The organism is Oscillospiraceae bacterium (genome assembly GCA_022483045.1).
Lineage (GTDB): Bacteria > Bacillota > Clostridia > Oscillospirales > Acutalibacteraceae > Caproicibacterium.
The window spans coordinates 1,501,693-1,523,695 of record JAKVOA010000001.1 but is presented as its reverse complement, the minus strand read 5'-3'; the positions used below and the strand labels follow the sequence as shown (position 1 = coordinate 1,523,695).

General features: G+C 48.9%; 19 protein-coding genes. 18 read left to right on the top strand and 1 reads right to left on the bottom strand.

Annotation, left to right across the window (positions count from 1 at the left end; genetic code table 11):
• Positions 1-96: 96 nt before the first annotated feature.
• The 10 genes from LKE53_07310 to LKE53_07265 all read left to right on the top strand — a co-directional run bounded on the left by LKE53_07310 (position 97) and on the right by LKE53_07265 (position 12,094).
• A complete protein-coding gene (locus LKE53_07310; GenBank protein ID MCH3972549.1) occupies positions 97-1,635 on the top strand; it encodes an isopeptide-forming domain-containing fimbrial protein in 1,539 nt (512 codons plus the stop codon).
• A 114-nt stretch (positions 1,636-1,749) separates the two neighbouring features.
• A complete protein-coding gene (locus tag LKE53_07305) occupies positions 1,750-2,580 on the top strand; it encodes a class C sortase (GenBank protein ID MCH3972548.1) in 831 nt (276 codons plus the stop codon).
• A 23-nt stretch (positions 2,581-2,603) separates the two neighbouring features.
• Positions 2,604-3,527, top strand: a complete 924-nt coding sequence (locus LKE53_07300; GenBank protein MCH3972547.1) for a Cna B-type domain-containing protein — start codon at positions 2,604-2,606, stop codon at positions 3,525-3,527.
• Positions 3,528-3,549: 22 nt separating this feature from the next.
• Positions 3,550-4,119 carry a sortase gene (locus tag LKE53_07295; GenBank protein ID MCH3972546.1) on the top strand — a complete coding sequence of 190 codons (570 nt, stop codon included), beginning with the start codon at positions 3,550-3,552 and terminating at the stop codon, positions 4,117-4,119.
• Positions 4,120-4,704: 585 nt separating this feature from the next.
• Positions 4,705-6,096, top strand: coding sequence for an extracellular solute-binding protein (locus LKE53_07290; GenBank protein ID MCH3972545.1), 1,392 nt, complete (start codon positions 4,705-4,707; stop codon positions 6,094-6,096).
• A gap of 232 nt (positions 6,097-6,328) precedes the next feature.
• Entirely contained in the window at positions 6,329-7,111 is a 783-nt protein-coding gene (locus LKE53_07285) for a sugar ABC transporter permease (protein ID MCH3972544.1), read from the top strand.
• Between the two features lie 7 nt (positions 7,112-7,118).
• Entirely contained in the window at positions 7,119-8,009 is an 891-nt protein-coding gene (locus LKE53_07280) for a carbohydrate ABC transporter permease (GenBank protein MCH3972543.1), read from the top strand.
• A 62-nt stretch (positions 8,010-8,071) separates the two neighbouring features.
• Positions 8,072-9,556 (top strand): alpha-N-arabinofuranosidase, encoded by a 1,485-nt coding sequence (locus LKE53_07275; GenBank protein ID MCH3972542.1) that lies wholly within the window; start codon positions 8,072-8,074, stop codon positions 9,554-9,556.
• A gap of 106 nt (positions 9,557-9,662) precedes the next feature.
• Positions 9,663-10,622 carry a helix-turn-helix domain-containing protein gene (locus LKE53_07270; GenBank protein MCH3972541.1) on the top strand — a complete coding sequence of 320 codons (960 nt, stop codon included), beginning with the start codon at positions 9,663-9,665 and terminating at the stop codon, positions 10,620-10,622.
• A complete protein-coding gene (locus LKE53_07265; protein MCH3972540.1) occupies positions 10,622-12,094 on the top strand; it encodes an alpha-N-arabinofuranosidase in 1,473 nt (490 codons plus the stop codon). Before LKE53_07270 ends, LKE53_07265 begins: the two co-directional genes overlap by 1 nt.
• A 111-nt stretch (positions 12,095-12,205) precedes the next feature.
• Here LKE53_07265 and LKE53_07260 read toward each other — a convergent pair whose 3' ends face one another.
• Positions 12,206-13,273 (bottom strand): GntR family transcriptional regulator, encoded by a 1,068-nt coding sequence (locus tag LKE53_07260; GenBank protein ID MCH3972539.1) that lies wholly within the window; start codon positions 13,271-13,273, stop codon positions 12,206-12,208.
• A 330-nt stretch (positions 13,274-13,603) separates the two neighbouring features.
• Here LKE53_07260 and araB point away from each other — a divergent pair, with 330 nt between their 5' ends.
• From araB to LKE53_07220, 8 genes are all read left to right on the top strand, one after another.
• Positions 13,604-15,292, top strand: coding sequence for a ribulokinase (gene araB / locus LKE53_07255; GenBank protein ID MCH3972538.1), 1,689 nt, complete (start codon positions 13,604-13,606; stop codon positions 15,290-15,292).
• Between the two features lie 13 nt (positions 15,293-15,305).
• The gene (gene araD, locus LKE53_07250; GenBank protein MCH3972537.1) at positions 15,306-16,004 is read left to right on the top strand and encodes an L-ribulose-5-phosphate 4-epimerase; all 699 of its coding nucleotides are present in this window, start codon (positions 15,306-15,308) and stop codon (positions 16,002-16,004) included.
• Positions 16,005-16,039: 35 nt separating this feature from the next.
• Entirely contained in the window at positions 16,040-17,521 is a 1,482-nt protein-coding gene (gene araA / locus LKE53_07245; GenBank protein ID MCH3972536.1) for an L-arabinose isomerase, read from the top strand.
• 356 nt (positions 17,522-17,877) lie between these two features.
• Positions 17,878-18,381: a 5-(carboxyamino)imidazole ribonucleotide mutase gene (purE, locus tag LKE53_07240; GenBank protein MCH3972535.1), complete on the top strand. Its 504-nt coding sequence runs from the start codon at positions 17,878-17,880 to the stop codon at positions 18,379-18,381.
• A gap of 63 nt (positions 18,382-18,444) precedes the next feature.
• Positions 18,445-19,488, top strand: a complete 1,044-nt coding sequence (gene purM / locus LKE53_07235; protein MCH3972534.1) for a phosphoribosylformylglycinamidine cyclo-ligase — start codon at positions 18,445-18,447, stop codon at positions 19,486-19,488.
• Entirely contained in the window at positions 19,482-20,117 is a 636-nt protein-coding gene (gene purN / locus LKE53_07230; protein ID MCH3972533.1) for a phosphoribosylglycinamide formyltransferase, read from the top strand. Before purM ends, purN begins: the two co-directional genes overlap by 7 nt.
• Complete coding sequence (locus LKE53_07225; protein ID MCH3972532.1) at positions 20,114-20,818, top strand: IMP cyclohydrolase; 705 nt, start codon at positions 20,114-20,116, stop codon at positions 20,816-20,818. Before purN ends, LKE53_07225 begins: the two co-directional genes overlap by 4 nt.
• A 12-nt stretch (positions 20,819-20,830) precedes the next feature.
• Positions 20,831-22,003, top strand: a complete 1,173-nt coding sequence (locus LKE53_07220) for a phosphoribosylaminoimidazolecarboxamide formyltransferase (GenBank protein ID MCH3972531.1) — start codon at positions 20,831-20,833, stop codon at positions 22,001-22,003.

The window sequence follows — 22,003 nt, the reverse complement described above, 5'->3', positions numbered from 1 at the left end:
CATTATATTCTATAATTAATTGAAAAGGAGAACGTAACAATGAAAAAAGCAAAAAGACTGCTTAGTGTGTTACTGGCAGCGGCGATGACAGTTGCGATGTTTATCCTCCCAACATTCGCAGCAGATACAACAACTTACAAGGTAACAGTGGACAATGCCACTGCGGACCATACCTACGAAGCCTATCAGGTGTTTGCAGGTGACCTGTCTACCAGCGGTGTCCTCTCCAACGTAACGTGGGGTACCGGTGTAAAAGGCGATGAACTGCTTACAGCTCTGAAATCCGACACAACCGTTGGTTCAAAGTTCACCAATGCAAAATCTGCTGCAGATGTCGCTGCAGCCATGAGCGGCATTACAAATGATTCTGCAGAAGCAAAGGCTTTTGCGCAGGTCGTTGGTAAAAATTTGAGCAGCACAGTTGCTGGCACAAGCACCTATGCAGATAGCAAGTACACCATTTCTGGCCTTACTGCAGGTTACTACCTGGTAAAGGATAAGGATACAACGCAGACAGGCAAGGATGATGCCTATACCAGCTTTATTCTGCAGGTCGTAAAGAATGTGGAAGTACAGCCTAAGTCCAGCGTACCCAGTGTAGAAAAGAAAGTAAAAGAAAACGTTAAGTATACAACAGACGGCGGTTACGGTGCTGGTTACAACGATGTTGCTGACTACAACATTGGCGATGCCGTTCCTTTTGAGCTGATTGGTACCCTGCCTACTAACTATGATTCTTACACAACTTATAACTATGTATTCCATGATACCGCTTCGGCAGGTTTGACAATCGACTCTGATTCTGTCAAGGTTTATGTGGATAACACAGAAATCACCACCGGTTTCACAAAGTCAGTAACTGGCCAGGACCTGACAGTTACGTTTGATGACCTCAAAAAAATTACTGCTGTTAAATCTACCAGCAAAATTACAGTCAAGTACAATGCAACCCTGAACAAAAATGCGGTTATCGGTCTTGACGGCAACCCTAACGAAGTTTACCTGACCTATTCCAACAACCCGAACCAGGGTGGAGATGGCAATAAGGGTAAGACTCCGACAGATAAGGTCATTGTCTTTACATATGAGCTCGATACCACCAAGGTCGATGGCGCAACTCAGAAAAAGCTGCCTGATGCTTCGTTCACGTTATATAAAATAGTTGGCGAATCTAAAAATTACGCGCTAGTTACAGACGGTAAAGTGACTGGATGGACGACTGAAGCAGCAAAGGCAACAAGTTTAACTTCTGGTTCAGATGGCATGTTCAAGGTCGCAGGCTTGGATGACGGTACCTATTATCTGAACGAGACCAAGGCTCCTGAGGGCTATAACAAGCTGACAAGCGATGTAAAACTGGTTATTACAGCTACAACTGCAAATGGTCAGAACTGGACCGACGGCAACGCCAGCAGCGCTTTGACTGCTCTGAAAATTTCTGTAAACGAAGCAGCGGCAACTGATGGCAATGTTGGTACAGGTGTTGTCAGCGCCACTATTGCGAACAATTCTGGTTCCACTCTGCCGACTACCGGCGGCATGGGCACCACAATCTTCTATGTACTTGGTGGCTGCCTGATGGCGGTTGCAGCTATTCTGCTCATCACCAAAAAGCGTATGGCAAACAAAGGCTGATTTTTCTTTTGGTTGCTGTAACCCCTTCGTTTCAAATAAAATAATCTAAAGTATGTAAAAACCGCTGTCTCTGGCGGGGCTTTGGCCCAGCCGGGCAGCGGCAGGGGGAGGCCTATGAAGAAAAAAAGATCTACGATTCTTTTGCTTGTTATATTTTTCGTAGGCCTCTCCGTGCTGCTGTATCCAACACTCAGCAATTACTGGAATTCATTTCATCAGTCCCGCGCTATTGCTTCTTATACAGGAAGTGTGGCAAAATTGAGTAAAGCCGACTATGAGAAGCTTTTGGAAAACGCCCAAGACTACAATACATCCCTTGTAGAGAAAGGATCTAGTTTTTCGCCGGATGCAAAAGGTATGGCCCTTTATAACAGCCTGCTCAATATTGGTGGCACCGGCGTAATGGGCAGCATTGAAATTCCCAAGATCGGGGTGGACTTGCCGATTTACCACGGTACGTCAGATACTGTTTTACAAGTTGCTATTGGGCATATCGCTGGTACATCGTTGCCTGTCGGTGGAGCCGGCACTCATTGTGTCCTTTCTGGGCACAGGGGCCTGCCCTCTGCGAAATTGTTTACCAACCTTGACAAGTTGGAAGAGGGAGATACCTTTACGATTAAGGTCCTCAATGAAACCCTTACTTATCAAGTAGATCAGATTGCGATCGTTTTACCCAATGATACCTCCAAATTACAGATCGTTCCGGGAAAAGATTATGTTACACTTGTAACTTGTACTCCTTATGGAATTAACACGCACCGATTGCTGGTGAGGGGAGTGCGCATTGCAAATCCTGCAGGAAGCCTCAGCGTTTCGGCAGATGCTATACAGATAGATCCGGTACAGGTAGCACCGGTTTTAGCTGCACCCATACTGGTGCTGCTGCTCATTCTGCTGCTGACCGGCTCTAAGCGGAAAAGCAAGCGGCAACAAGACAAATAACGGAAAGGATGGCGTTAAACTTCATGAAAAGAAAACATCGCCTCTTTATTTTAGCCACCGGAGTGCTGTATGCGCTGCTCATCTGCCTGATGCCGGTCCAGGCAGCTGCAGCAGCAGGTACATCGCTGAATCTTACCTATCGGTACGAAAATGCAGCGGTGGGCAGCGTGCCGGTGCGTGCGTACCGTGTTGCTACGGCTGCGGGCACTACCTACACTTATACCCCTGAAATGCAGAAATACTCAGATATTTCAGCAGTGAAGCTTTCCGGATTGACGCTAAAGTCCGAGTGGAGCAACGCTGCCAATACCTTGGCGGGGGAAATTGCGGCGAAAAAGCTGTCGCCAACCGTCAATAAGACAACAGATGAACAGGGGAATTTGAATTTTTCCGATTTGCAACAGGGTGTTTATCTGATTGTTTCTGACGCGGTTACAGTTGACAAGACGATTTATCGTTTTTCTCCGTTTTTGGTGATTATAGGTAGCGATGCGATTACTGCACAGCCAAAGGGTGAGGCGACTACGCCATCTACTGAAAGTACTGCATATAAAGTGGTTAAGCGTTGGGCTGATACAGGAAAAGAGAGCAATCGCCCGCAAAGCGTTACAGTGGATATCTTAAAAAATGGCCAGACATATACGACACAGACTCTTTCCAGTGCAAATAATTGGTCCTATTCCTGGACTGCGCCAAAAGACGGAAGTACCTGGCAGATTGCAGAAACAAATATTGCGGCGTCGTATCAGGTAAGCGTTGCACAGGCAGGCACTGCTTTTACCATAACTAACAGTATTCCCACCGTACCAGCTACAACAAACCCAAGCGGCAAGTTACCGCAGACTGGCCAGCTCTGGTGGCCAGTACCACTGCTTGCATGCGGAGGTTTGGTGCTCTTTGCTATTGGGTGGAGTGTTTGCAATAGAAAGAACAAAGGTAATGCGTAGAAATAAAGTGGGAACTTTCCTAATGGTGTTGGGAGCAGTTCTGGTTATTGCCTCGTTAACTTTGCTTCTCTATAATCGAATACAGGATGAGCAGGCGGGTAAGACTAGTAGTGATGTGGCTGCTTCTATTATCCAGCAGTTTCCTGAACCATCACAAGGAGAGATTGATTATACCGGGAAAGGGATTGCCGAGAGTAGTCTGCTGACGATGGAAGTAAAGGGCCAATCTTATATTGGCATTATAAAAATACCATCACTTGGTTTATCTCTCCCTGTGCAGAACAGTTGGAATTATCCGTCTCTGCGAATTTCTCCCTGCCGTTATACTGGTTCTGCAGAAGCTGGTACGCTGATTGTAGCGGGACACAACTATCAACGGCATTTTGGCAGGCTTCATGAGCTTTCCATTGGTGATACCGTTACGTTTGCGGATATCAGTAATCATGTGTACAACTACAAAGTATCAGGAATAGAGACAATTTCGACGGCTAATGTGCAACAGATGCTCGCGGGAAATTGGGATCTCACTCTTTTTACCTGTACTATTGGTGGTAAGCAGCGCGTAACTGTGCGTTGCACGTTGCAGCAGTAAATTTGAAACTTTGCATAAAACATAAAGATAGAAACAAACCGAGTCAAGAGCTGTTTTTTGCAGCAAATGGCTCGGTCTTTTTTTATGTCAAAGAGTAAAAAACAGTCGGTTGCTGCTACTGAAAAAGGTAGAATTTCTTAGTGAAACTCATTTATAAGTTAATGAGCGACTGTGGGGGTGCGCATACAGAGAGCCCCCCCTAGATGCACAAAATATACCCGCCTCCACTTGGCGCAAAGCCGCATCAGTACAGGATTTTTTTGCTTTTTACGGTATTTAAAAAGGGCTGAAGGCCTGCTGAATCGGAACCGTTTTCATAGGAATTTCGCAGAAATTGGAAATTGCAAATAATTAACTAAATGCTTAACTATATAATGAGTCCCAGAATAGAGAAGTGCTTTGCATTGAATATATGAAATAATTGTAAATTGGAAATAAGCTATTTTTATAAAAAATCAATAAAAATATCTAAAATGCAGTTGACAATGTGCTGATAACTGTGCTATTATAGCGATAAGAAAGGAAAACCGAAATAATTAAGAATAATCTTAATTACAGGTTTTCTAAAACCAGGAGGTATTGAAAATGAGAAAAAGGAATCGCATGGTCAGCCTGCTGTTGGCAGCGGCCATGGTAGTCGGCAGCTGCGCCGGCTGCGGTACGTCAAGCTCTGCAAGCGGCACCTCTGCTGCCAGCAAAGCTGCTTCATCCAAGACGGCGACTTCTTCAAAAGCGCCGGTTGTCAAGACCGTTGGCCCCTCCAGCGGCACCCACTTTGAGATGTGGGACTTCGTCGATGTACACAGTCAGTTCTATGCAGAGATGGTCAACGAATGGAACAAGCTGCATCCCGACAAACAGATCAATGTCACCTTTACCACCTACCCTTACGCAGATATGCACAATAAACTGAAGATGGCTGTACAGACAGGTACAGGCGCACCGGATATGTGCGATATCGAAATTGGCCAGTTCCCGGTTTATCTGAGCGGCACCGTTCCTTTCCGCGAGATGAACGACGTGATTGCCCAGTATAAGTCCAGCATTGTGCAGTCCCGCTTGAGCATCTATTCTAAGGATGGAAAGAACTACGGTATTCCGACCCACGTTGGTGCAACAGTTATGTACTACAACACCGAAATCCTTAGCAAGTACGGTGTTGACTACACGAAGATTAAGACATGGGATGACTACACCGCAGCCGCTAAGAAAGTAAAGGCCGGCTCTAACGGCAAAGTAACCATGACAGATGTAGATACCGGCGGAACCGATTGGCTATCTTTGAGCCTTGCTGAAAACAAGACCGACTACACAGATGCAAGCGGCAAAGCAAACGTCAATGTTTCCGCAATCAAAGATATGCTGACTATGCAGAAACAGTGGAAGAAAGACGGACTTGCTGCTGACTCTCCCGGCGGCCAGCTGGATACAGAAGAAGGTTACGCAGCTGTCGGCGATGGCAAAGTTGCGTCTTTCCCGAAAGCACTGTGGTACATGTCCCGTTTCCTGAACTACCTGCCTGATCAGTCCGGTAAATGGGCTATCGCACCGTGCCCTGTCTACAAAGAGGGTCAGCCCCGCTCCGTAGGTATCGGCGGCACCGGCACAGTTGTTATGAAAACTTCTAAGAATGCAGACCTTGCTGCACAGTGGCTTGCTTGGGCGAAACTGAGCAAAGAAGGCACCACACAGATCTGGAAGATCCTCGGCTTTGACCCAACCAACATGAGCCTGTGGACCGACAAGACCATTACACAAGATAAGACCAACAAATACATCAAATACTTCAAGACCAACCCCTTTGATGTTTTGAATGAAATCAAAGATGAAATCGGCGCAATCAAGTCCGTTTCCATTACACCTACTGTCAATGAGCAGCTGAACACCAATGTTCTGCCGGGCGTATTTGACAATAACAAGGACATTGATTCTGCACTGAAAGATGCCCAAAGTGCGATTGAGCAGGAAGAATCGTAACTTCTTGATTCCTGCATACATGATCTTTTAAAGAGCAGGCTGTCAGGATGCCATATATTAGACAGCCTGCCCTTTTTATAACTATGACAAATCCCTTGTTGCGACTGGAGGCATTACCGTGAAGGTTAAAAAGTTTTTATACAGCCAAAAAACGGCGCCGTATATTTTTGTACTGCCATTTATCCTGAGTTTCTGTATCTTTTGGATTTATCCTTTCTGCAGTACGATCGTTATGAGTTTCCAAAACATTCAGCCGGGCAGCACAACCTTTGTTGGCCTGCACAACTACCAGAAGCTGCTGTCAGATAAAACTTTCCAGCTGGCTATTTTCCACAGCTTTCGCTACATGCTGTGGACCCTCATCTTGCTGATTCCGCTGCCCATGATTTTCGCTGTCATGCTCAACAGCAAATTTGCAAAATGCAAAACTGTGTTTAAGTCCATCATGTATCTGCCGGCACTGACCAGTGTCGTGGTTGCTGGCATCATTTTCCGCCTGCTGTTTTCTGAAAACGAAGAAGCCGGCATGAACCAGATCCTTACTTTCTTTGGCGGGCAGGCGACCGCTTGGCTAAAGAATGATTCGACGGGCCTGTTTGCACTGCTGCTGCTGGCGTGTTGGCGCTGGATGGGCGTAAACATGCTGTACTTTATCGCCGGCCTCAATGCCATTGATGAGTCCCTTTACGAGGCGGCAAGCATTGACGGTGCAAACGCATGGCAGAAGTTCATCTATATTACCTTCCCGCTTTTAAAGCCGACCACTGTTTATGTTATTACCATCAGCATTTACGCCGGCCTCTCCATGTTTATGGAAAGCATGATGTTGTGGTCTGGCAATAGTTCTCCGCAGGATATTGGCCTGACAATCGTCGGGTACTTGTACAGAAGAGGTATTGAAAAGAACCAGTTCGGGTATGCTTCTGCTGTTGGTTTGGTGTTGCTGGTTATTGCACTGATTATCAATACCATACAGCTGGTGCTCAGCGGTACTTTCAAGAAGGAGAGTGACTGATAGGACAATGGCAAAAACAGAAAAAGTGACTCCCGTAACCGAAGCACCTAAAAAACAGAAGCACCCTGTACATAGAGTGGTCTGCGGCGTTTGTATCTTCCTCGTTTTCCTCATTCAGGCAGTTTTTACCCTTGGGCCGCTGATTGCCGCTCTGATTTCGTCTTTCCGCCCTGGCCAGCTGCTGATGCGCTATGGCCTGAATTTCAGTGCGGATTTTACCAACATGTCTTTTAACAACTACATCGAATTGTTTACCGGCGGCAGTGCTTATTTCACATGGTTTACGAACAGCTTGATGCTGACAGCAATCACTGTTGTCCTTACGCTTTTCATCTGCTACTTTGTTGCCTACGGTCTGTCTATGTATGACTTCAAGGGTAGAAACCTGCTGTTCTTTTTGGTCATTGCAACCATGATGGTCCCGTTTGAAATTCTGATGCTTCCACTGTACAAAGAGATTATCGGCATGAATTTAATCGACAACGCAATGGGTGTGATCCTGCCCGGTGTCTGCGGTGCATCGACAATCTTCTTTTTCCGGCAGTACATGATTGGCCTGCCGCGAGACCTGCTGGACGCAGCCCGTATTGATGGCTGCACCGAGTACGGCATCAGCGTAAAAATTATGATGCCGATTACAAAGCCTGCATTTGCCTCTATGGCAATCCTGTGCACCATGGGTTCCTGGAACAACGTGCTGTGGCCAATGCTGGTTTTCCGCAGCGCCGACAAATTCACGCTTCCTATCGGCTTGAATACACTGCTTACGCCGTACGGAAACAACTATGATATGCTAATCGCCGGCTCTATCTTCTCCATTATCCCGCTGTTCATCATCTTCCTTATCTTCCAGAAGTTCCTCATCCAGGGAATGACAGCAGGCGCTGTAAAAGGCTAAAAAGACAGGCGCCAAAATTCGCATGATTAAAATTTTCCTTGCCAATGAGGAGGTATCATTTAATGAAAAATGCAAAATTGCACATCGAAAAAGATTTTCGTATAGCAGATGTAGACGACCGCCTGTTTAGTTCCTTTTTAGAGCATTTGGGCAGAGCTATTTACGGCGGCATTTATGAGCCGGGTCACCCTGAGGCCGACGAACAGGGCTTTAGGAAAGACGTTCTGCAGCTGGTCCGCGAGCTTGGTGTTTCTAATATTCGCTATCCCGGCGGCAACTTCCTTTCGGGGTATGACTGGAAAGACGGAATTGGCCCCCGCGGCGACCGCCCCAGAAGACTGGACCTTGCCTGGCACACAGTTGAGAGCAACCAGTTCGGAATCGATGAGTTTTACGATTGGTCTAAAAAAGCCGGTACACAGATTATGGGCGCCGTCAATATGGGCACGGGTACCCCCAAAGACGCCGGCCAGCTGGTGGAGTACTGCAACTATCCGGGCGGAACCTACTGGAGTGACCTGCGCGCACAGAACGGACACAAAGATCCGCTGGATATTAAACTGTGGTGCATTGGCAATGAAATGGACGGAGAGTGGCAGATTTGCCACTTGGATGCAGACGACTATGGCAAAAAAGCTGTAGAAGCAGCCAAAATCATGAAGTGGATTGATCCGGAATTACAGCTGGTTGCCTGCGGCAGTGCATCGACTTTGCAGAAAACCTACCCCGAGTGGGACAGAAAAGTCATGGAGTACACCTATGACTATGTCGATTATCTTTCTCTGCACCGCTACTATGAAAACGAAGGCAGTGACTTTGATTTTCTGGCGTCTTTTGTAGATATGGATAAATTTATTCATACCCTGGAGGGCACAGCCGATTATGTGCGGGCACTGAAGCGGGGCAGTAAAGACATCTGTTTCTCGTTTGATGAGTGGAATGTTTGGTACCAGAAAAAGCAGGAGCCGCATCCGTGGCAGGAAGCACCGCATATTTTGGAGGATCACTATTCTCTGCTGGATGCACTTGTCTTTTCTGGCTTGAGCATGACTCTGCTCAACCATGCGGACCGTGTAAAGATTGCGTGTCTTGCGCAGTTGGTCAATGTCATTGCGCCAATCTTTACGAAAAAGGGCGGTGCGGCAATTCGGCAAAGCATTTTCTATCCCTTTATGTTTATGTCCAGATATGGCCGCGGGACAGTGCTGAAGCCGGTTGTGTCGGTTCCGTGTGAAGAAAGCAAGTACGGCGATACGCCGCTTTTGCAGCAGAGTGTTGTGTACCAGGAAGCAGAGAAGCGTGTCACAGTTTTTGCGCTGAATATTGCTTCTGATGAACTTAAGCTAGATATAAATCTGCGTTCCTTTGGAAAAGTAGAAATGAAGCAGCACTACTGCATGCAGGGAAGCCTGGGCGCGGTCAATACCTTTGAAAACCCAGAGGCGGTAAAGCCGGTGTCCGTGCCGGTTTCCGGCGAAAAGGCAGAGAGCTTTTCTGCTGTGCTGCCGGCGCAGTCTTACCATGTTTTTTGCTTCCAGGTTAATTAATAAAACTCTAAATTTATAGAGCAAAATTTGTTGGATATTCATGTAGAAGCCTGTAGACGCTTATGTTACAATTTCTTTAGTTTGACAGGAAAGGTGAAAGACAAAAATGCGTGAGTATCTAAATAAAGAGGACACGGTTTCCTTTTGTAAAGCGCTTAGTTCAGAGCTGCGGGTCGATATGCTGCAGTGTATTTACAAAAACAAGGGGATCAGCCTGAATGATTTAGCCGTGGCAATGGGAGTAACCCGCGCGGCGATTACACAGAATATGAAGATCCTCTCTAAAGCGGATTTGGTAGAAGTAAAGCAGGTCCATGGGCAGAAAGAGGCCCGCAAAGTCTGCTACCTGAAAGAAAATAATTTTTCCATTTCGCTTGGGGAACACTTTGACTCTGACAATATTTATTTTGCAGAAATGCCGATCGGCCAGTTTACTTCTTATAAAGTACAGCCGACCTGCGGAATTGCAACTGCCTCAAAGATGATTGGCGTACTGGACGACCCGCGTTACTTCGACGACCCAGAAAGAGTAAAGGCAAGTATTCTTTGGCTCAATTCGGGGTATGTTGAGTATCGTCTGCCCAATTATCTGCAGGACGGGCAATACCCTACAGAGATTCAGATGTCGATGGAAATCAGTTCAGAGGCGCCCGGCTACTGCAACAATTGGCCTAGTGATATCAGTTTTTACTTAAATGATACCCTGCTTGGCAGCTGGACCAGTCCTGGCGATTTTGGCGATATCCGCGGACTTTATACACCGGACTGGTGGGCGCCAAACCTCAACCAGTACGGGCTGCTGATTCTGCTGACGGTAAACCGCATGGGTTCTTTTGTCGATGGCATTATGATATCGCCCGTTACGCTGCAGAGCCTTGGGCTGAATAAAAACAGCGAGTTTCGCTTCCGTATTGCGGCTCCTTCCAATGCTGTTCACGCCGGCGGCATGACTCTGTTTGGCCACGGTTTTGGCAACTACAATCAGGATATTAAGCTTCATGTGATTTATGATACGGTTCCTCCTGCAAAAGAAGAGGAGGCCGCTGTCGAAAGGAAACAAAAGTAATGAGTACTCTTGTAATTAACACTGCAGACCGAAAATCAAAAATCAACAAAAACATTTACGGGCAGTTTTCTGAGCACTTGGGACACTGCATTTATGACGGCCTGTATGTCGGGCCGCAGTCTAAAATTCCGAATGTAAACGGTGTGCGCAGAGATGTGATTGACGCCCTGCGGAAAATCCATGTGCCGGTTCTGCGCTGGCCCGGTGGCTGCTTCGCGGAAGAATATCACTGGAAAGACGGCATAGGCCCCAAAGAAACCCGGCGCAAAATGGTAAATACCAACTGGGGAGGCGTGACTGAGGACAACTCTTTCGGCACGCATGAGTTTCTCGATTTCTGCGATGAAGTTGGGTGCGAACCGTATATCAACGGCAACGTTGGTTCCGGCACGGTACAGGAGCTGAGCGAGTGGGTGGAATACCTGAATTTTGACGGCATTTCCCCTATGACTGAGCTGCGCAAAAAGAACGGCCGCACCGACCCCTGGGGTGTGCGATACTTCTGCTTCGGCAATGAAAACTGGGGCAATGGCGGCCACATGCGCCCTGAGTACTATGCGGACCTTTACCGCAGATACACCGCTTTTGCACATGATTTCGGCAGCAATAAGCTGTTTCGCATTGCCTGCGGCCCGAATGTAGACGACTATAACTGGATGGACAAAGTTATGAAGAGTGCAGCGCCATTTTTAGACGCCATTTCTCTTCACTACTACACCATTCCCGGGGAGTGGGAGCACAAAGGCTCTGCTCTGCTCTTTGATGAAGCCGAGTACTACGAAACGATTCAAAAAGCCCTGCATATGGAAGATTTAATCCGCAACCATACGGAAATCATGAACCGCTACGACCCGGAGCACCGTGTCGGTCTGGTGGTTGATGAGTGGGGCACATGGTTTGATGTGGAGCCGGGGACCAATCCAGGGTTCCTTTATCAGCAGAACACAATGCGCGATGCACTGGTTGCCGCTGTCACGCTCAATATTTTCAATCAGCACAGCGACCGTGTGGTTATGGCAAATATTGCGCAGATGGTCAATGTACTGCAGGCAGTTCTGCTGACCAAGGGCAGTCAGATAATTTTGACACCTACTTATCATGTTTTCGATTTGTATCAGGCACATCAAAATGCCACTTTGGTGGGCTCTTTTGTACAGGCAGACAGCGTGGGCAGTGAAAAGGACAAGGTCCCGCAAATCAGCGTTTCCGCTTCTGAAGATGGAAAGGGCACGCTGCACATTACGGCGGCCAATGTTTCCTGCACAAATGCAGATGAAATCAAGTGCAGAATTCTCTCTAAGCCGTTCCAGCATGTCAAGGCCAGAATCCTTTCGGGTGAGATGCACCGGCACAACACATTTGAAGAACCCGATGCGGTGCAGCCGGCTGATTTCTCAGAGATTCAGGTGAACGGGGATACACTTTCCTTTAGCATGCCCCGCTGCAGTGTCATAGAGTTGACAGTAGACTAAAAGCAAAAACCAAATGCTGCTGCGACGCAGCTGCTTTTGCACGAAAACCAACAAAAAGGCCGCCCCTGAGAAGTTTCAGGAGCGGCCTTTTGCTGTGCAGGAGTGCTGCTTTTAGCAGCTTTCTTTTTCAATCAGTTTCCAGGAAACCGCGAGGGACTTTGCCGGGGTTCCTTTCATGGTGTCAATCAGAGCCTTGGCGGCCAGCCTGCCGATATGGTGGGTGCCGTGTGCCAAAGAAGTGATACGCACAGGGGAGAGTTCGCTGTAGTAGCTGTCATCAAAGCTGACAACGGCCATTTCCTGTGGAATTTTTATTTTCTGTTTCTGCAGAAGGGAGATTAAGGAAAAGGCAATTTCATCATTGTAACAGACTACGGCGGTGCACCGGTGCAGTATAGCATTGACAAAGGGCCCGATTACTGACAGGTCGTGGTCTTTCAGAAGGCGGCTTTTGTCTTTGGTAGAAAACCAAAGGATGTTAGAGTCCGGCAGGGGCAGGCCTCTGTCTCGAAAAGCAGAAAGATAGCCGTTGTATCGATTGAGCCCCTGAATATCGTCGCTTTTAAAAATGCCGGCGATATTTTTGTGCCCTTTCTGCAGCAGATACTTTGTCAGCAGGTAGCCGCCCCCAAAGTCATCGTCAGAGATGCAGATACTGTCTTTAATCTGTGGGTAGGCGCCGTGCAGAAATACAATGGGAATGCCAAGTGAATGAATGCGTTGGTACAAATCGAGGTTTGGGTTTGGCAGCGCGGTCTTTGTGCCCTCTGCCAAGATGCCGCAGACGGGATTGTCGAGAATATGCAGCAGAATGTCGCGTTCACGGCTGACTTCGTTGCCGGTGCAGTACAGCAGGGTTGCATAGCCGCTTTCTGAAAAGACACGCTGTGCGTCCTGCAGAATTGCCGGGAAAATGTAGTCGTTGATGTAAGACGCCAGTATCGCAATGCTGTGGCCCTGCTCCGGCAGCGGTGCGGAAAGATAAGAGCCGCTGCCCTGCTTTGTTTCGATTAAGCCCTCTTCTGTCAGGACAGCCAGCGCGTGGCGGATGGTCTGCCGGTTGGCGCCGTACTGCTCTGCCAAGGCGTGCTCTGTCGGCAGCTTTCGAGTTTCGCTGTAAGCGCCGCCTTTGATTCTGCTGCGCAGGTCGGCGGCGATATCTGTATATTTTTTGGTCATGCCCGTTTCCTCTTTATTTTCAGGTTGATGAGTATAATTGTCTGCTTTTTTATTAGAATAAAATTACTATACAACAATTCTGAAAATTTGTCTACATGATATTTACGAATTTACAAATATGTTCAGCATTTAGTATAGAAAATATAGAGAATAAACGGTGAACTTATAAAATATACAAAACATGATACTTATATTTGTTCATTAATTGTATAGAAACAGGCAAAAAATATGTTGACTTTTTGTATAGATAATGCTAAAGTGAAACAAGAAAAACAACGGTGCAGTTACGGTACCGTATCAAAACATGAAAAATAGAAAAGAGGATGTGCGATGAGCAAATATGTAGTTGGTGTGGACTACGGAACGCTTTCCGGGCGGGCACTGGTGGCGGATGCGAAAACCGGAAAAGAGATTGCCTCGGCGGTCTATGAATATCCGCACGCGGTCATGGATACCGCCCTGCCAGATGGAACACCTTTGGAACCCGACTGGGCACTGGAGGATGCACAGGATTATTTGGACGTGCTGAGTCACGCGGTACCTGAGGCTATAAAAAAGGCAGGAGTTTCCCCAGATGACATCATTGGCATTGGCACGGACTTTACAGCCTGCACGGTCCTGCCTGTTTTAAAGGACGGCACACCGCTCAGCTTTCTTCCAGAGTACAAAAACCGTCCGCATGCGTACGTGAAACTGTGGAAGCACCACGCAGCACAGGACAAAGCAAACCAGCTCAACAAAATTGCCGAAGAGAGAAATGAGCCGTGGCTTAAAAATTACGGCGGCAAAATTTCTTCTGAATGGACAGTCCCTAAGATTTGGCAGATTCTCGACGAGGATCCGGAAATTTATAACCGTATGGACCGCTTTATTGAAGCAGCTGACTGGATTGTATGGCAGCTGTGTGGCAAAGAAGTGCGCAACTCCTGCACAGCGGGCTACAAGGAAATATGGAATAAGAAAACCGGCTATCCGTCAGAGGATTTCTTTGCTGCGCTTGACCCGCGGCTGCGCCACGTAGTCGACGACAAGCTTTCGCGGGATATCACACCGCTTGGCCGCCGCGCGGGGGTCATTACCGAAAAGGCAGCAAGGCTGACAGGCCTGCGCCCGGGTACGGCTGTCTCTGTTGGCAATGTAGATGCACATGTCTGTGTGCCAGCGGTTGGCATTGACGGCCCCGGCAAGATGCTTGCCATTATGGGAACTTCCACTTGCCATATTATGATGGGCGAAGAAGAGCGCCAGGTTCCCGGTATGTGCGGCGTCGTAGAAGACGGCGTTATGCCAGGCTACTTTGGCTATGAAGCGGGCCAGTCCTGTGTTGGCGACCATTTTGCATGGTTCATTGACAACTGCCTGCCGAAGTCCTGTTATGAGGAAGCAGAAAAAGAGGGCAAAGAGATTCACCAGTACCTTGCCGCGAAAGCTTCTGCGGAAAAGCCCGGTGAAAGCGGCCTGGTGGCTTTGGATTGGTGGAATGGCAACCGCAGTATCCTGGTCAATGTTGACTTGACAGGTATGATGCTTGGTATGACACTGCAGACAAAGCCGTGGGAAATTTACCGTGCACTGATTGAGGCGACCGCCTATGGCACGCGCATGATTATTGAAAATTACCGGAAACACGGTGTTCCGGTCAATGAGTTCTTTGCTTCCGGCGGCATTTCTCAGAAAGACCCGATGACCATGCAGATTTATGCAGATGTCATTGGCATGCCGATTAAGATTGCCGCTTCCAAACAGGGGCCGGCACTTGGTTCTGCTATCTTTGCTTCTGTTGCGGCGGGCACCGAAAAGGGCGGCTATGATTCTATTTACGATGCTGCCCGTGCAATGGGTCGTATCAAAGACAAAATTTATCAGCCGATTCCGGAAAACTGCGCAGTCTATAACAAGCTTTTTGCAGAGTACAGTACCTTGCACGATTACTTTGGCCGCGGAACAAATGACGTGATGAAGCGGCTGAAAGACATTCGCGCAGAAGCCCTGCGCGAAGACGAAAAGAATATGGCATAAAAGGAGAACGCAAATGCTTGAAAAACTAAAAGAACAGGTTTGGAAAGCCAACCTTGACCTCCCAAAGCTCGGCTTGGTCGTCTTTACCTGGGGAAACGTCTCTGGCTTGGACCGCGACAAAGGGCTGTTTGTTATAAAGCCTTCCGGTGTGCCCTATGAAGAACTGAAACCAGAGGACATGGTTGTTATGGACCTCAATGGCAATAAAGTAGAGGGCAAGCTCAACCCCTCTTCCGATACACCGACTCACTTGGAGCTTTACCGGAATTTCCCGGATATCGGCGGCATTGTGCATACGCATTCCCGCTGGGCCACCATTTGGGCACAGGCCGGGCGCGATATTCCCGCGTATGGCACTACACAAGCAGATTATTTTTACGGACCGGTGCCATGCACCCGCCTGATGACCGATGAGGAAATTCGCGGAGAGTACGAAAAAGAAACGGGAAAAGTCATTGTAGAAACATTCAAAGGAAAAAATCCTGCGGATGTGCCGGCAGTTCTGGTGCATTCTCATGGTCCGTTCACCTGGGGCAAAGACCCGGCAGAGGCTGTGTACCACGCGAAAGTACTAGAAGAAGTTGCAATGATGGCATGGCATACAGAAAAAATTGCATCTGAGCCTGCAAAGCCCATGCAGCAGACCCTGCTTGACAAACACTTTCTCAGAAAACACGGCAGCAATGCCTATTACGGTCAGGCAAAACACTAAAGCGAGGAACCAGTTGATTGGAAAGGAATCAGAGTATGGCATCATTAAAAAAATATAAATTCCTGTTTGTAGTAGGCAGCCAGGATCTTTACGGAGAAGAAGTGCTGTGCACGGTCGATGAGCACGCAAAACGCATGAGTGAAGAACTCACCGGCGACTCGGCTATTCCGTGCACCATTGTGTTTCACCCGGTTGTACGCAACGCCGAAGAGATCTATGACGCAATGATGGAGGCCAACAACGACAAAGACTGCGCCGGTGTTATCACCTGGATGCACACGTTTTCTCCCTCTAAAATGTGGATCCACGGTTTCCAGGCACTGCAGAAACCACTGCTCCATATCAATACGCAGTACAACCGCGACATTCCGTGGGACTCTATCGATATGGACTTCATGAATCTGAATCAGTCGGCGCACGGCGACCGTGAGCACGGCTTCATCCTTGCCCGCATGCGCAAGCAGCAAAAGGTGATTTCCGGCTGGTGGAAAGACCCCAAGTTCCGTGAGCGAGTGGGTGGCTGGATGCGCGCGGCAGTCGGTGCCTTTGAGAGCCGCCGCCTGCGTGTGTTGCGTGTCGGCGACAATATGCGCGACGTTGCCGTGACCGAGGGCGATAAGGTCGAGGCCGCCATCAAGTTCGGCTGGCGGGTTGACCAGTACGGCGTAGAAGACATCATCCGCGAGGTCGAGGCCGTCACAGACCAGGAAATCGATCAGCAGATGCAGGAATATCAGACATACTATGATATGGATACGGACAATACAGAATCTGTGCGCTACCAGGCGCGCGAAGAGGTTGCCCTCAAAAAGTTTATGGACCGCGGCGGCTTCAGCGCTTTCCATACCAATTTCCAGGACCTGCAGCAGCTGCGACAGCTTCCCGGCCTTGCTGCACAGGACCTAATGCGCCAGGGCTATGGCTTTGGTGCAGAGGGTGACTGGAAAACAGCTGCCCTTGACCGCATTATGACGGCGATGACCGCCGACAAAAACACCGGCACTGCCTTTATGGAAGACTACACCTATAATTTCGACCACGACTGTGCAATGAATATGGGCTCTCACATGCTGGAAGTTTGCCCGACCGTGGCTGCAGACCGCCCAAAGATTCAGGTATTTCCGCTGGGTATCGGCGACCGGGAAGATCCCGCAAGAGTGACTTTCCGTGCAAAGGACGGCCCGGCTGTGCTTGCCACAATCATTGATATGGGCGACCGCTTCCGCATGATTGTCAACGATGTCGAGTGCCAGACACAGACCCAGCCCATGCCAAAACTGCCGGTTGCCGCTGTTTTGTGGAAGCCGCTGCCCAACCTTGAAACTTCTGCAGAAGCCTGGATTTATGCGGGCGGCGCACACCATTCGGTATTGAGCTATGGCCTTACTGCAGAAGATCTGCGCGACTTTGCAGAAATCATGGATATCGAGTTTATCCATATCGGCAGAGAAACCAAGATTCCAGAGCTGCGTAAAGAGCTTACATGGAATGACTTGATTTGGAAACTCAAAGATTAAGTTTGCCAGCTTTCCCTGCCCCCCAAAAGTTTCCCTTACCGTGAAGCGTACAGGAAACAGCCAAAGATAAAAATGAAGCGGCCGATTTTACCTCCGCTGGGGTTTGCCGTACGGCAAAAGCTAAAAGAAAGCCGCCAAAGACTGCTGCTTCGTAAGATTTTTTGCGAAAAAGCGTGTCAAACCTTGCAATTATTCGTATTTTCCCCTACAATAGAGATATCCTACAGGTTGGGGGGCGGAATAAGATGAATCATCTTTTCGGCTCTACCTGTATCTTTAAAAATAGGCTGTACCTGTAACAGGCACAGTCTATTTTCTTTTCTATTATTAAATTGATACAGGAGTGATTGATTATCATGGCAGCAAAAAAAGTAGCGGTCATTATGGGCAGCGACAGCGATTTTCCGACAGTCAGCAAGGCAGTAACAAAACTTAAAGAATTGGGTATTCCGTTTGAGGCGCATGTCATCAGCGCCCACCGTACCCCAGAGGCCGCCGTCTCTTTTGCACGCGGCGCAAAAGACGCTGGTTTTGGCGTCATCATTGCAGCGGCCGGCATGGCAGCACATCTGGCGGGTTTTCTGGCAGCAAATACGACTCTGCCGGTAATTGGTATTCCTATGAAGTCCTCTAACCTTGGCGGTATGGAGGCTCTGCTTGCCACAGTACAGATGCCAAGCGGTATTCCGGTTGCCACAGTCGCAATCGACGGCGCGGCAAATGCGGCAATCTTAGCGGCAGAGATGCTGGCCCTTTCCGATGATGCTTTGGCTGCAAAACTAGTACAGGCGAGAAAAGATATGACAGCGGGCGTCGCCAAAAAGGATGCCGCAATTCAAGAAAAACTGAAAGATCTGTAAACCGCTTTTTATCTGGCGGTGTTTCTGAAAAAGAAATGCCTGCCTTGAAAAATGGAGGGACAAATGAATCAAAAAAGCTACAGCGACAGCTACAGAAAGGCCGGCGTAGATGTGACCGCCGGCTATCAATCTGTAGAACTGATGAAGCAGTACATTTCCCGCACCAATACCCCCGGTGTGGTTTCCGGTATTGGCGGCTTTGGCGGCCTGTTTCAGCCGGATTTGACCGGTATGAAAGAGCCTGTGCTGGTCAGCGGCACAGACGGCGTGGGCACTAAGCTGAAAGTTGCCTTTTTGATGGACACACATGACACCGTCGGTATTGACTGCGTTGCCATGTGTGTAAATGATGTCATCTGCTGCGGCGCAAAGCCGCTGCTTTTCCTGGACTATATCGCGACCGGGCGTAATTTTCCGCAGAAAATTGCCGCGATTGTCAGCGGCATTGCAGAGGGGTGCGTACAGGCCGGCAGTGCACTGGTTGGCGGCGAAACAGCTGAGCACCCTGGCCTGATGCCGGAAGACGAATACGACCTGGCCGGCTTTTCTGTGGGCATTGTCGACAAGCGACAGATCATTGACGGCAGCAAAGTGCATGCCGGTGATGCTTTAATCGGCCTTGCTTCCAGCGGCGTACATTCTAACGGCTTTTCATTGGTGCGCAAAGTGTTGGGCATTTCAGATGAAGCCTCGGTCAAGCGCTATGTGCCGGAACTCGGCAAAACATTGGGTGAAACGCTTTTGACCCCGACCCGCATTTATGTAAAGCCTATGCAGAAGCTGATGCAGGAAGTAGAAGTCAAGGCAGTTTCGCATGTGACTGGCGGCGGCTTTTATGAAAATATTCCGCGTATGCTGAAACCGGGCTTGACTGCAAAAATTGAGCTGGCCTCTTTCAAAAAGCCTGCAATCTTTTCGTTGATTCAAAAAGAGGGGCGTATTTCTGACCATGACATGTACAATACCTTTAATATGGGCATTGGCATGTGCTGTGCAGTTGCAAAAGAGGATGCCAACAAGGCCGTTTCGGTGTTGCAGGCGGCCGGCGAGACTGCGTCTGTCATTGGCGAGGTCGTTGCCGGGGAGGACGGCGTAATTTTATGCTGAATATTGCTGTTTTGGTTTCCGGCGGCGGCACCAACCTGCAGGCACTCATTGATGCACAGGGCCGCGGAGAAATACCGAATGGCCGCATTACGCTGGTTATTTCCAGTACGCCCAAGGCGTTTGCACTGCAGCGTGCACAAAAGGCCGGTATCCAAACCAAGGTTCTGCGCCGCAAAGCTTTTGCTGAGCAGGACGGCTACGATGATGCCCTGCTGCAGGCTTTGAATGAAAATCACACCGGGCTGGTTATTTTGGCGGGCTTTATGACCATTATCAGTGAGCGGGTCATTCGCGCCTACCACAATCAGATTATCAATATCCACCCGGCACTGCTTCCCTCTTTTTGCGGTGAGGGCTTTTACGGACTGCATGTACACGAAGCAGCTTTGGCGCGCGGCGTCAAGGTGACCGGTGCTACGGTTCACTTTGTCAATGAAGTGTGTGACGGCGGACCGATTATTTTACAGAAAGCAGTCGCGGTACAGCCGGGCGATACCCCCGAAATCCTGCAGCGCAGGGTGATGGAGCAGGCCGAGTGGAAGCTTTTGCCTAAAGCGGCGTCGCTTTTCTGTGCCGGCCGGCTGCAGGTGAAAGATGGAATTGTAACGATTAAGGAGGCAGCTGAATGAAACCGACAGAACTTGCAAAGGAACTTTCTTCCTGCACTTATCCCGGCCGCGGTATTCTTTTGGGCCGCAGCGAACATGGCCAAAGCGCAGTGATTGCGTACTTTATTATGGGCCGCAGCGAAAACAGCCGCAACCGTGTTTTCGTTCCTACTGAAGATGGCATTCAGACCAAGGCCTTTGACGAGAGCAAAATGACCGACCCGTCCCTGATTATTTACGCGCCGGTGCGCCAGTTTGAGGACAAGACTATTGTTACCAACGGCGATCAGACCGACACTATTTATGAATTTATGGGCAAAGGGAAGTGCTATCGCCATGCACTTTTGACCCGTACCTTTGAGCCAGACAGCCCCAATTTCACCCCGCGTATCAGCGGAATTGTCAAGCCAAACGGCGACTTTAACCTTTCCATTTTGAAAAGCGACAACGGCGATCCCAAGACAACCCTTCGGTATTTTTATGAGTATGAAAATCCCAAAGCGGGACAGGGACGCTATATCCATACCTATTTGGGGGACGGCAGCCCGCTGCCTAGCTTTGAGGGCGATCCAACTTTGGTAACCGTTTCGGGTGACCTCGATTCCTTTACAAAAACTGTGTGGGAAAACCTGAATGCCGACAATAAGGTTTCCTTGTACACCTGCTTTATCGACCTAAAGACCGGCAGACATACTTCTAAAATCGTCAATAAAAATGTTTAAGGAGGGCTTACTTTGAAAGAACTGGAACTGAAATACGGTTGTAATCCAAACCAGAAACCCGCGCGTGTTTTTATGCGGCAGGGCGAGCTGCCCATTACAGTGCTCAATGGCCGCCCCGGCTATATCAACCTGCTCGATGCCATGAATTCCTGGCAGCTGGTGCGCGAGCTGAAAAAGGCAACCGGCCTGCCCAGTGCGGCTTCTTTTAAGCACGTCAGCCCGGCAGGTGCCGCGGTTGCAACGGAACTGTCCGATACCCTTAAAAAGATTTATTTTGTAGATGACCTGCAGCTTTCACCGCTTGCCAGCGCCTATGCAGCTGCCCGCGGAGCGGACAGGATGTCCTCTTACGGCGACTGGGCAGCCCTTTCTGATGTCTGTGACAAAGAGACGGCGCTGCTGCTAAAGCGTGAAGTTTCCGACGGCGTCATAGCGCCCGGCTATACCGATGAGGCACTGGAGATTTTAAAGAAAAAGCGCCGCGGCACTTACAATATTGTAAAAATGGATGCAGCGTATGTTCCGGCAGAAGTTGAGCAGAAAGACGTTTTTGGTGTTACCTTTGAGCAGCGCCGCAACAATTTTAAAATTGACAACGACTTGTTACAGAATATTATTACAGAAAAGAAAGACCTGCCCGAAAGCGCGAAGCGCGATATGCTGATTTCTTTAATTGCCCTGAAATACACCCAGAGCAACTCGGTCTGCTATGTCAAAGACGGCAAAACAATCGGTGTGGGCGCCGGGCAGCAGAGCCGCATTCACTGTACCCGTCTTGCCGGTAATAAGGCCGACGTCTGGTGGCTGCGCCAGCACCCGAAAGTGTTGGCTCTGCAGTTTGTGGAGGGTATCCACCGCCCGGACCGCGACAACACAATCGACAACTATATTTCTGATGAGTGGGAAGACCTGCTGGAAACGGATAATTGGAAGCAGTTCTTAAAAGTAAAGCCGGAGCCGCTGACCACTGCCGAGAAAAAAGCCTGGATAGCAGAGCTGACCGGCGTCACCCTGGGCAGCGATGCGTTTTTCCCCTTTGGCGACAACATCGAGCGTGCACACAAGAGCGGTGTCTGCTATGTGGCAGAGCCGGGCGGCTCTATCCGCGACGACAACGTGATTGACACCTGCAACAAATACGGCATGGTTATGGCGTTTACCGGTATGCGCCTGTTCCATCACTAA

Excerpts from the sequence above, each read along its gene's own strand:
- LKE53_07265 (MCH3972540.1), top strand. The coding sequence starts at position 10,622 with ATGAGTACTCTTGTAATTAACACTGCAGACCGAAAATCAAAAATCAAC.
- LKE53_07285 (MCH3972544.1), top strand. The coding sequence starts at position 6,329 with ATGAGTTTCCAAAACATTCAGCCGGGCAGCACAACCTTTGTTGGCCTG.
- LKE53_07305 (MCH3972548.1), top strand. The coding sequence starts at position 1,750 with ATGAAGAAAAAAAGATCTACGATTCTTTTGCTTGTTATATTTTTCGTA.
- LKE53_07295 (MCH3972546.1), top strand. The coding sequence starts at position 3,550 with ATGGTGTTGGGAGCAGTTCTGGTTATTGCCTCGTTAACTTTGCTTCTC.
- LKE53_07260 (MCH3972539.1), bottom strand. The coding sequence starts at position 13,273 with ATGACCAAAAAATATACAGATATCGCCGCCGACCTGCGCAGCAGAATC.
- araD (MCH3972537.1), top strand. The coding sequence starts at position 15,306 with ATGCTTGAAAAACTAAAAGAACAGGTTTGGAAAGCCAACCTTGACCTC.
- araA (MCH3972536.1), top strand. The coding sequence starts at position 16,040 with ATGGCATCATTAAAAAAATATAAATTCCTGTTTGTAGTAGGCAGCCAG.
- purE (MCH3972535.1), top strand. The coding sequence starts at position 17,878 with ATGGCAGCAAAAAAAGTAGCGGTCATTATGGGCAGCGACAGCGATTTT.
- LKE53_07275 (MCH3972542.1), top strand. The coding sequence starts at position 8,072 with ATGAAAAATGCAAAATTGCACATCGAAAAAGATTTTCGTATAGCAGAT.
- purM (MCH3972534.1), top strand. The coding sequence starts at position 18,445 with ATGAATCAAAAAAGCTACAGCGACAGCTACAGAAAGGCCGGCGTAGAT.
- LKE53_07270 (MCH3972541.1), top strand. The coding sequence starts at position 9,663 with ATGCGTGAGTATCTAAATAAAGAGGACACGGTTTCCTTTTGTAAAGCG.
- LKE53_07290 (MCH3972545.1), top strand. The coding sequence starts at position 4,705 with ATGAGAAAAAGGAATCGCATGGTCAGCCTGCTGTTGGCAGCGGCCATG.
- araB (MCH3972538.1), top strand. The coding sequence starts at position 13,604 with ATGAGCAAATATGTAGTTGGTGTGGACTACGGAACGCTTTCCGGGCGG.
- purN (MCH3972533.1), top strand. The coding sequence starts at position 19,482 with ATGCTGAATATTGCTGTTTTGGTTTCCGGCGGCGGCACCAACCTGCAG.
- LKE53_07225 (MCH3972532.1), top strand. The coding sequence starts at position 20,114 with ATGAAACCGACAGAACTTGCAAAGGAACTTTCTTCCTGCACTTATCCC.
- LKE53_07280 (MCH3972543.1), top strand. The coding sequence starts at position 7,119 with ATGGCAAAAACAGAAAAAGTGACTCCCGTAACCGAAGCACCTAAAAAA.
- LKE53_07300 (MCH3972547.1), top strand. The coding sequence starts at position 2,604 with ATGAAAAGAAAACATCGCCTCTTTATTTTAGCCACCGGAGTGCTGTAT.
- LKE53_07310 (MCH3972549.1), top strand. The coding sequence starts at position 97 with ATGTTTATCCTCCCAACATTCGCAGCAGATACAACAACTTACAAGGTA.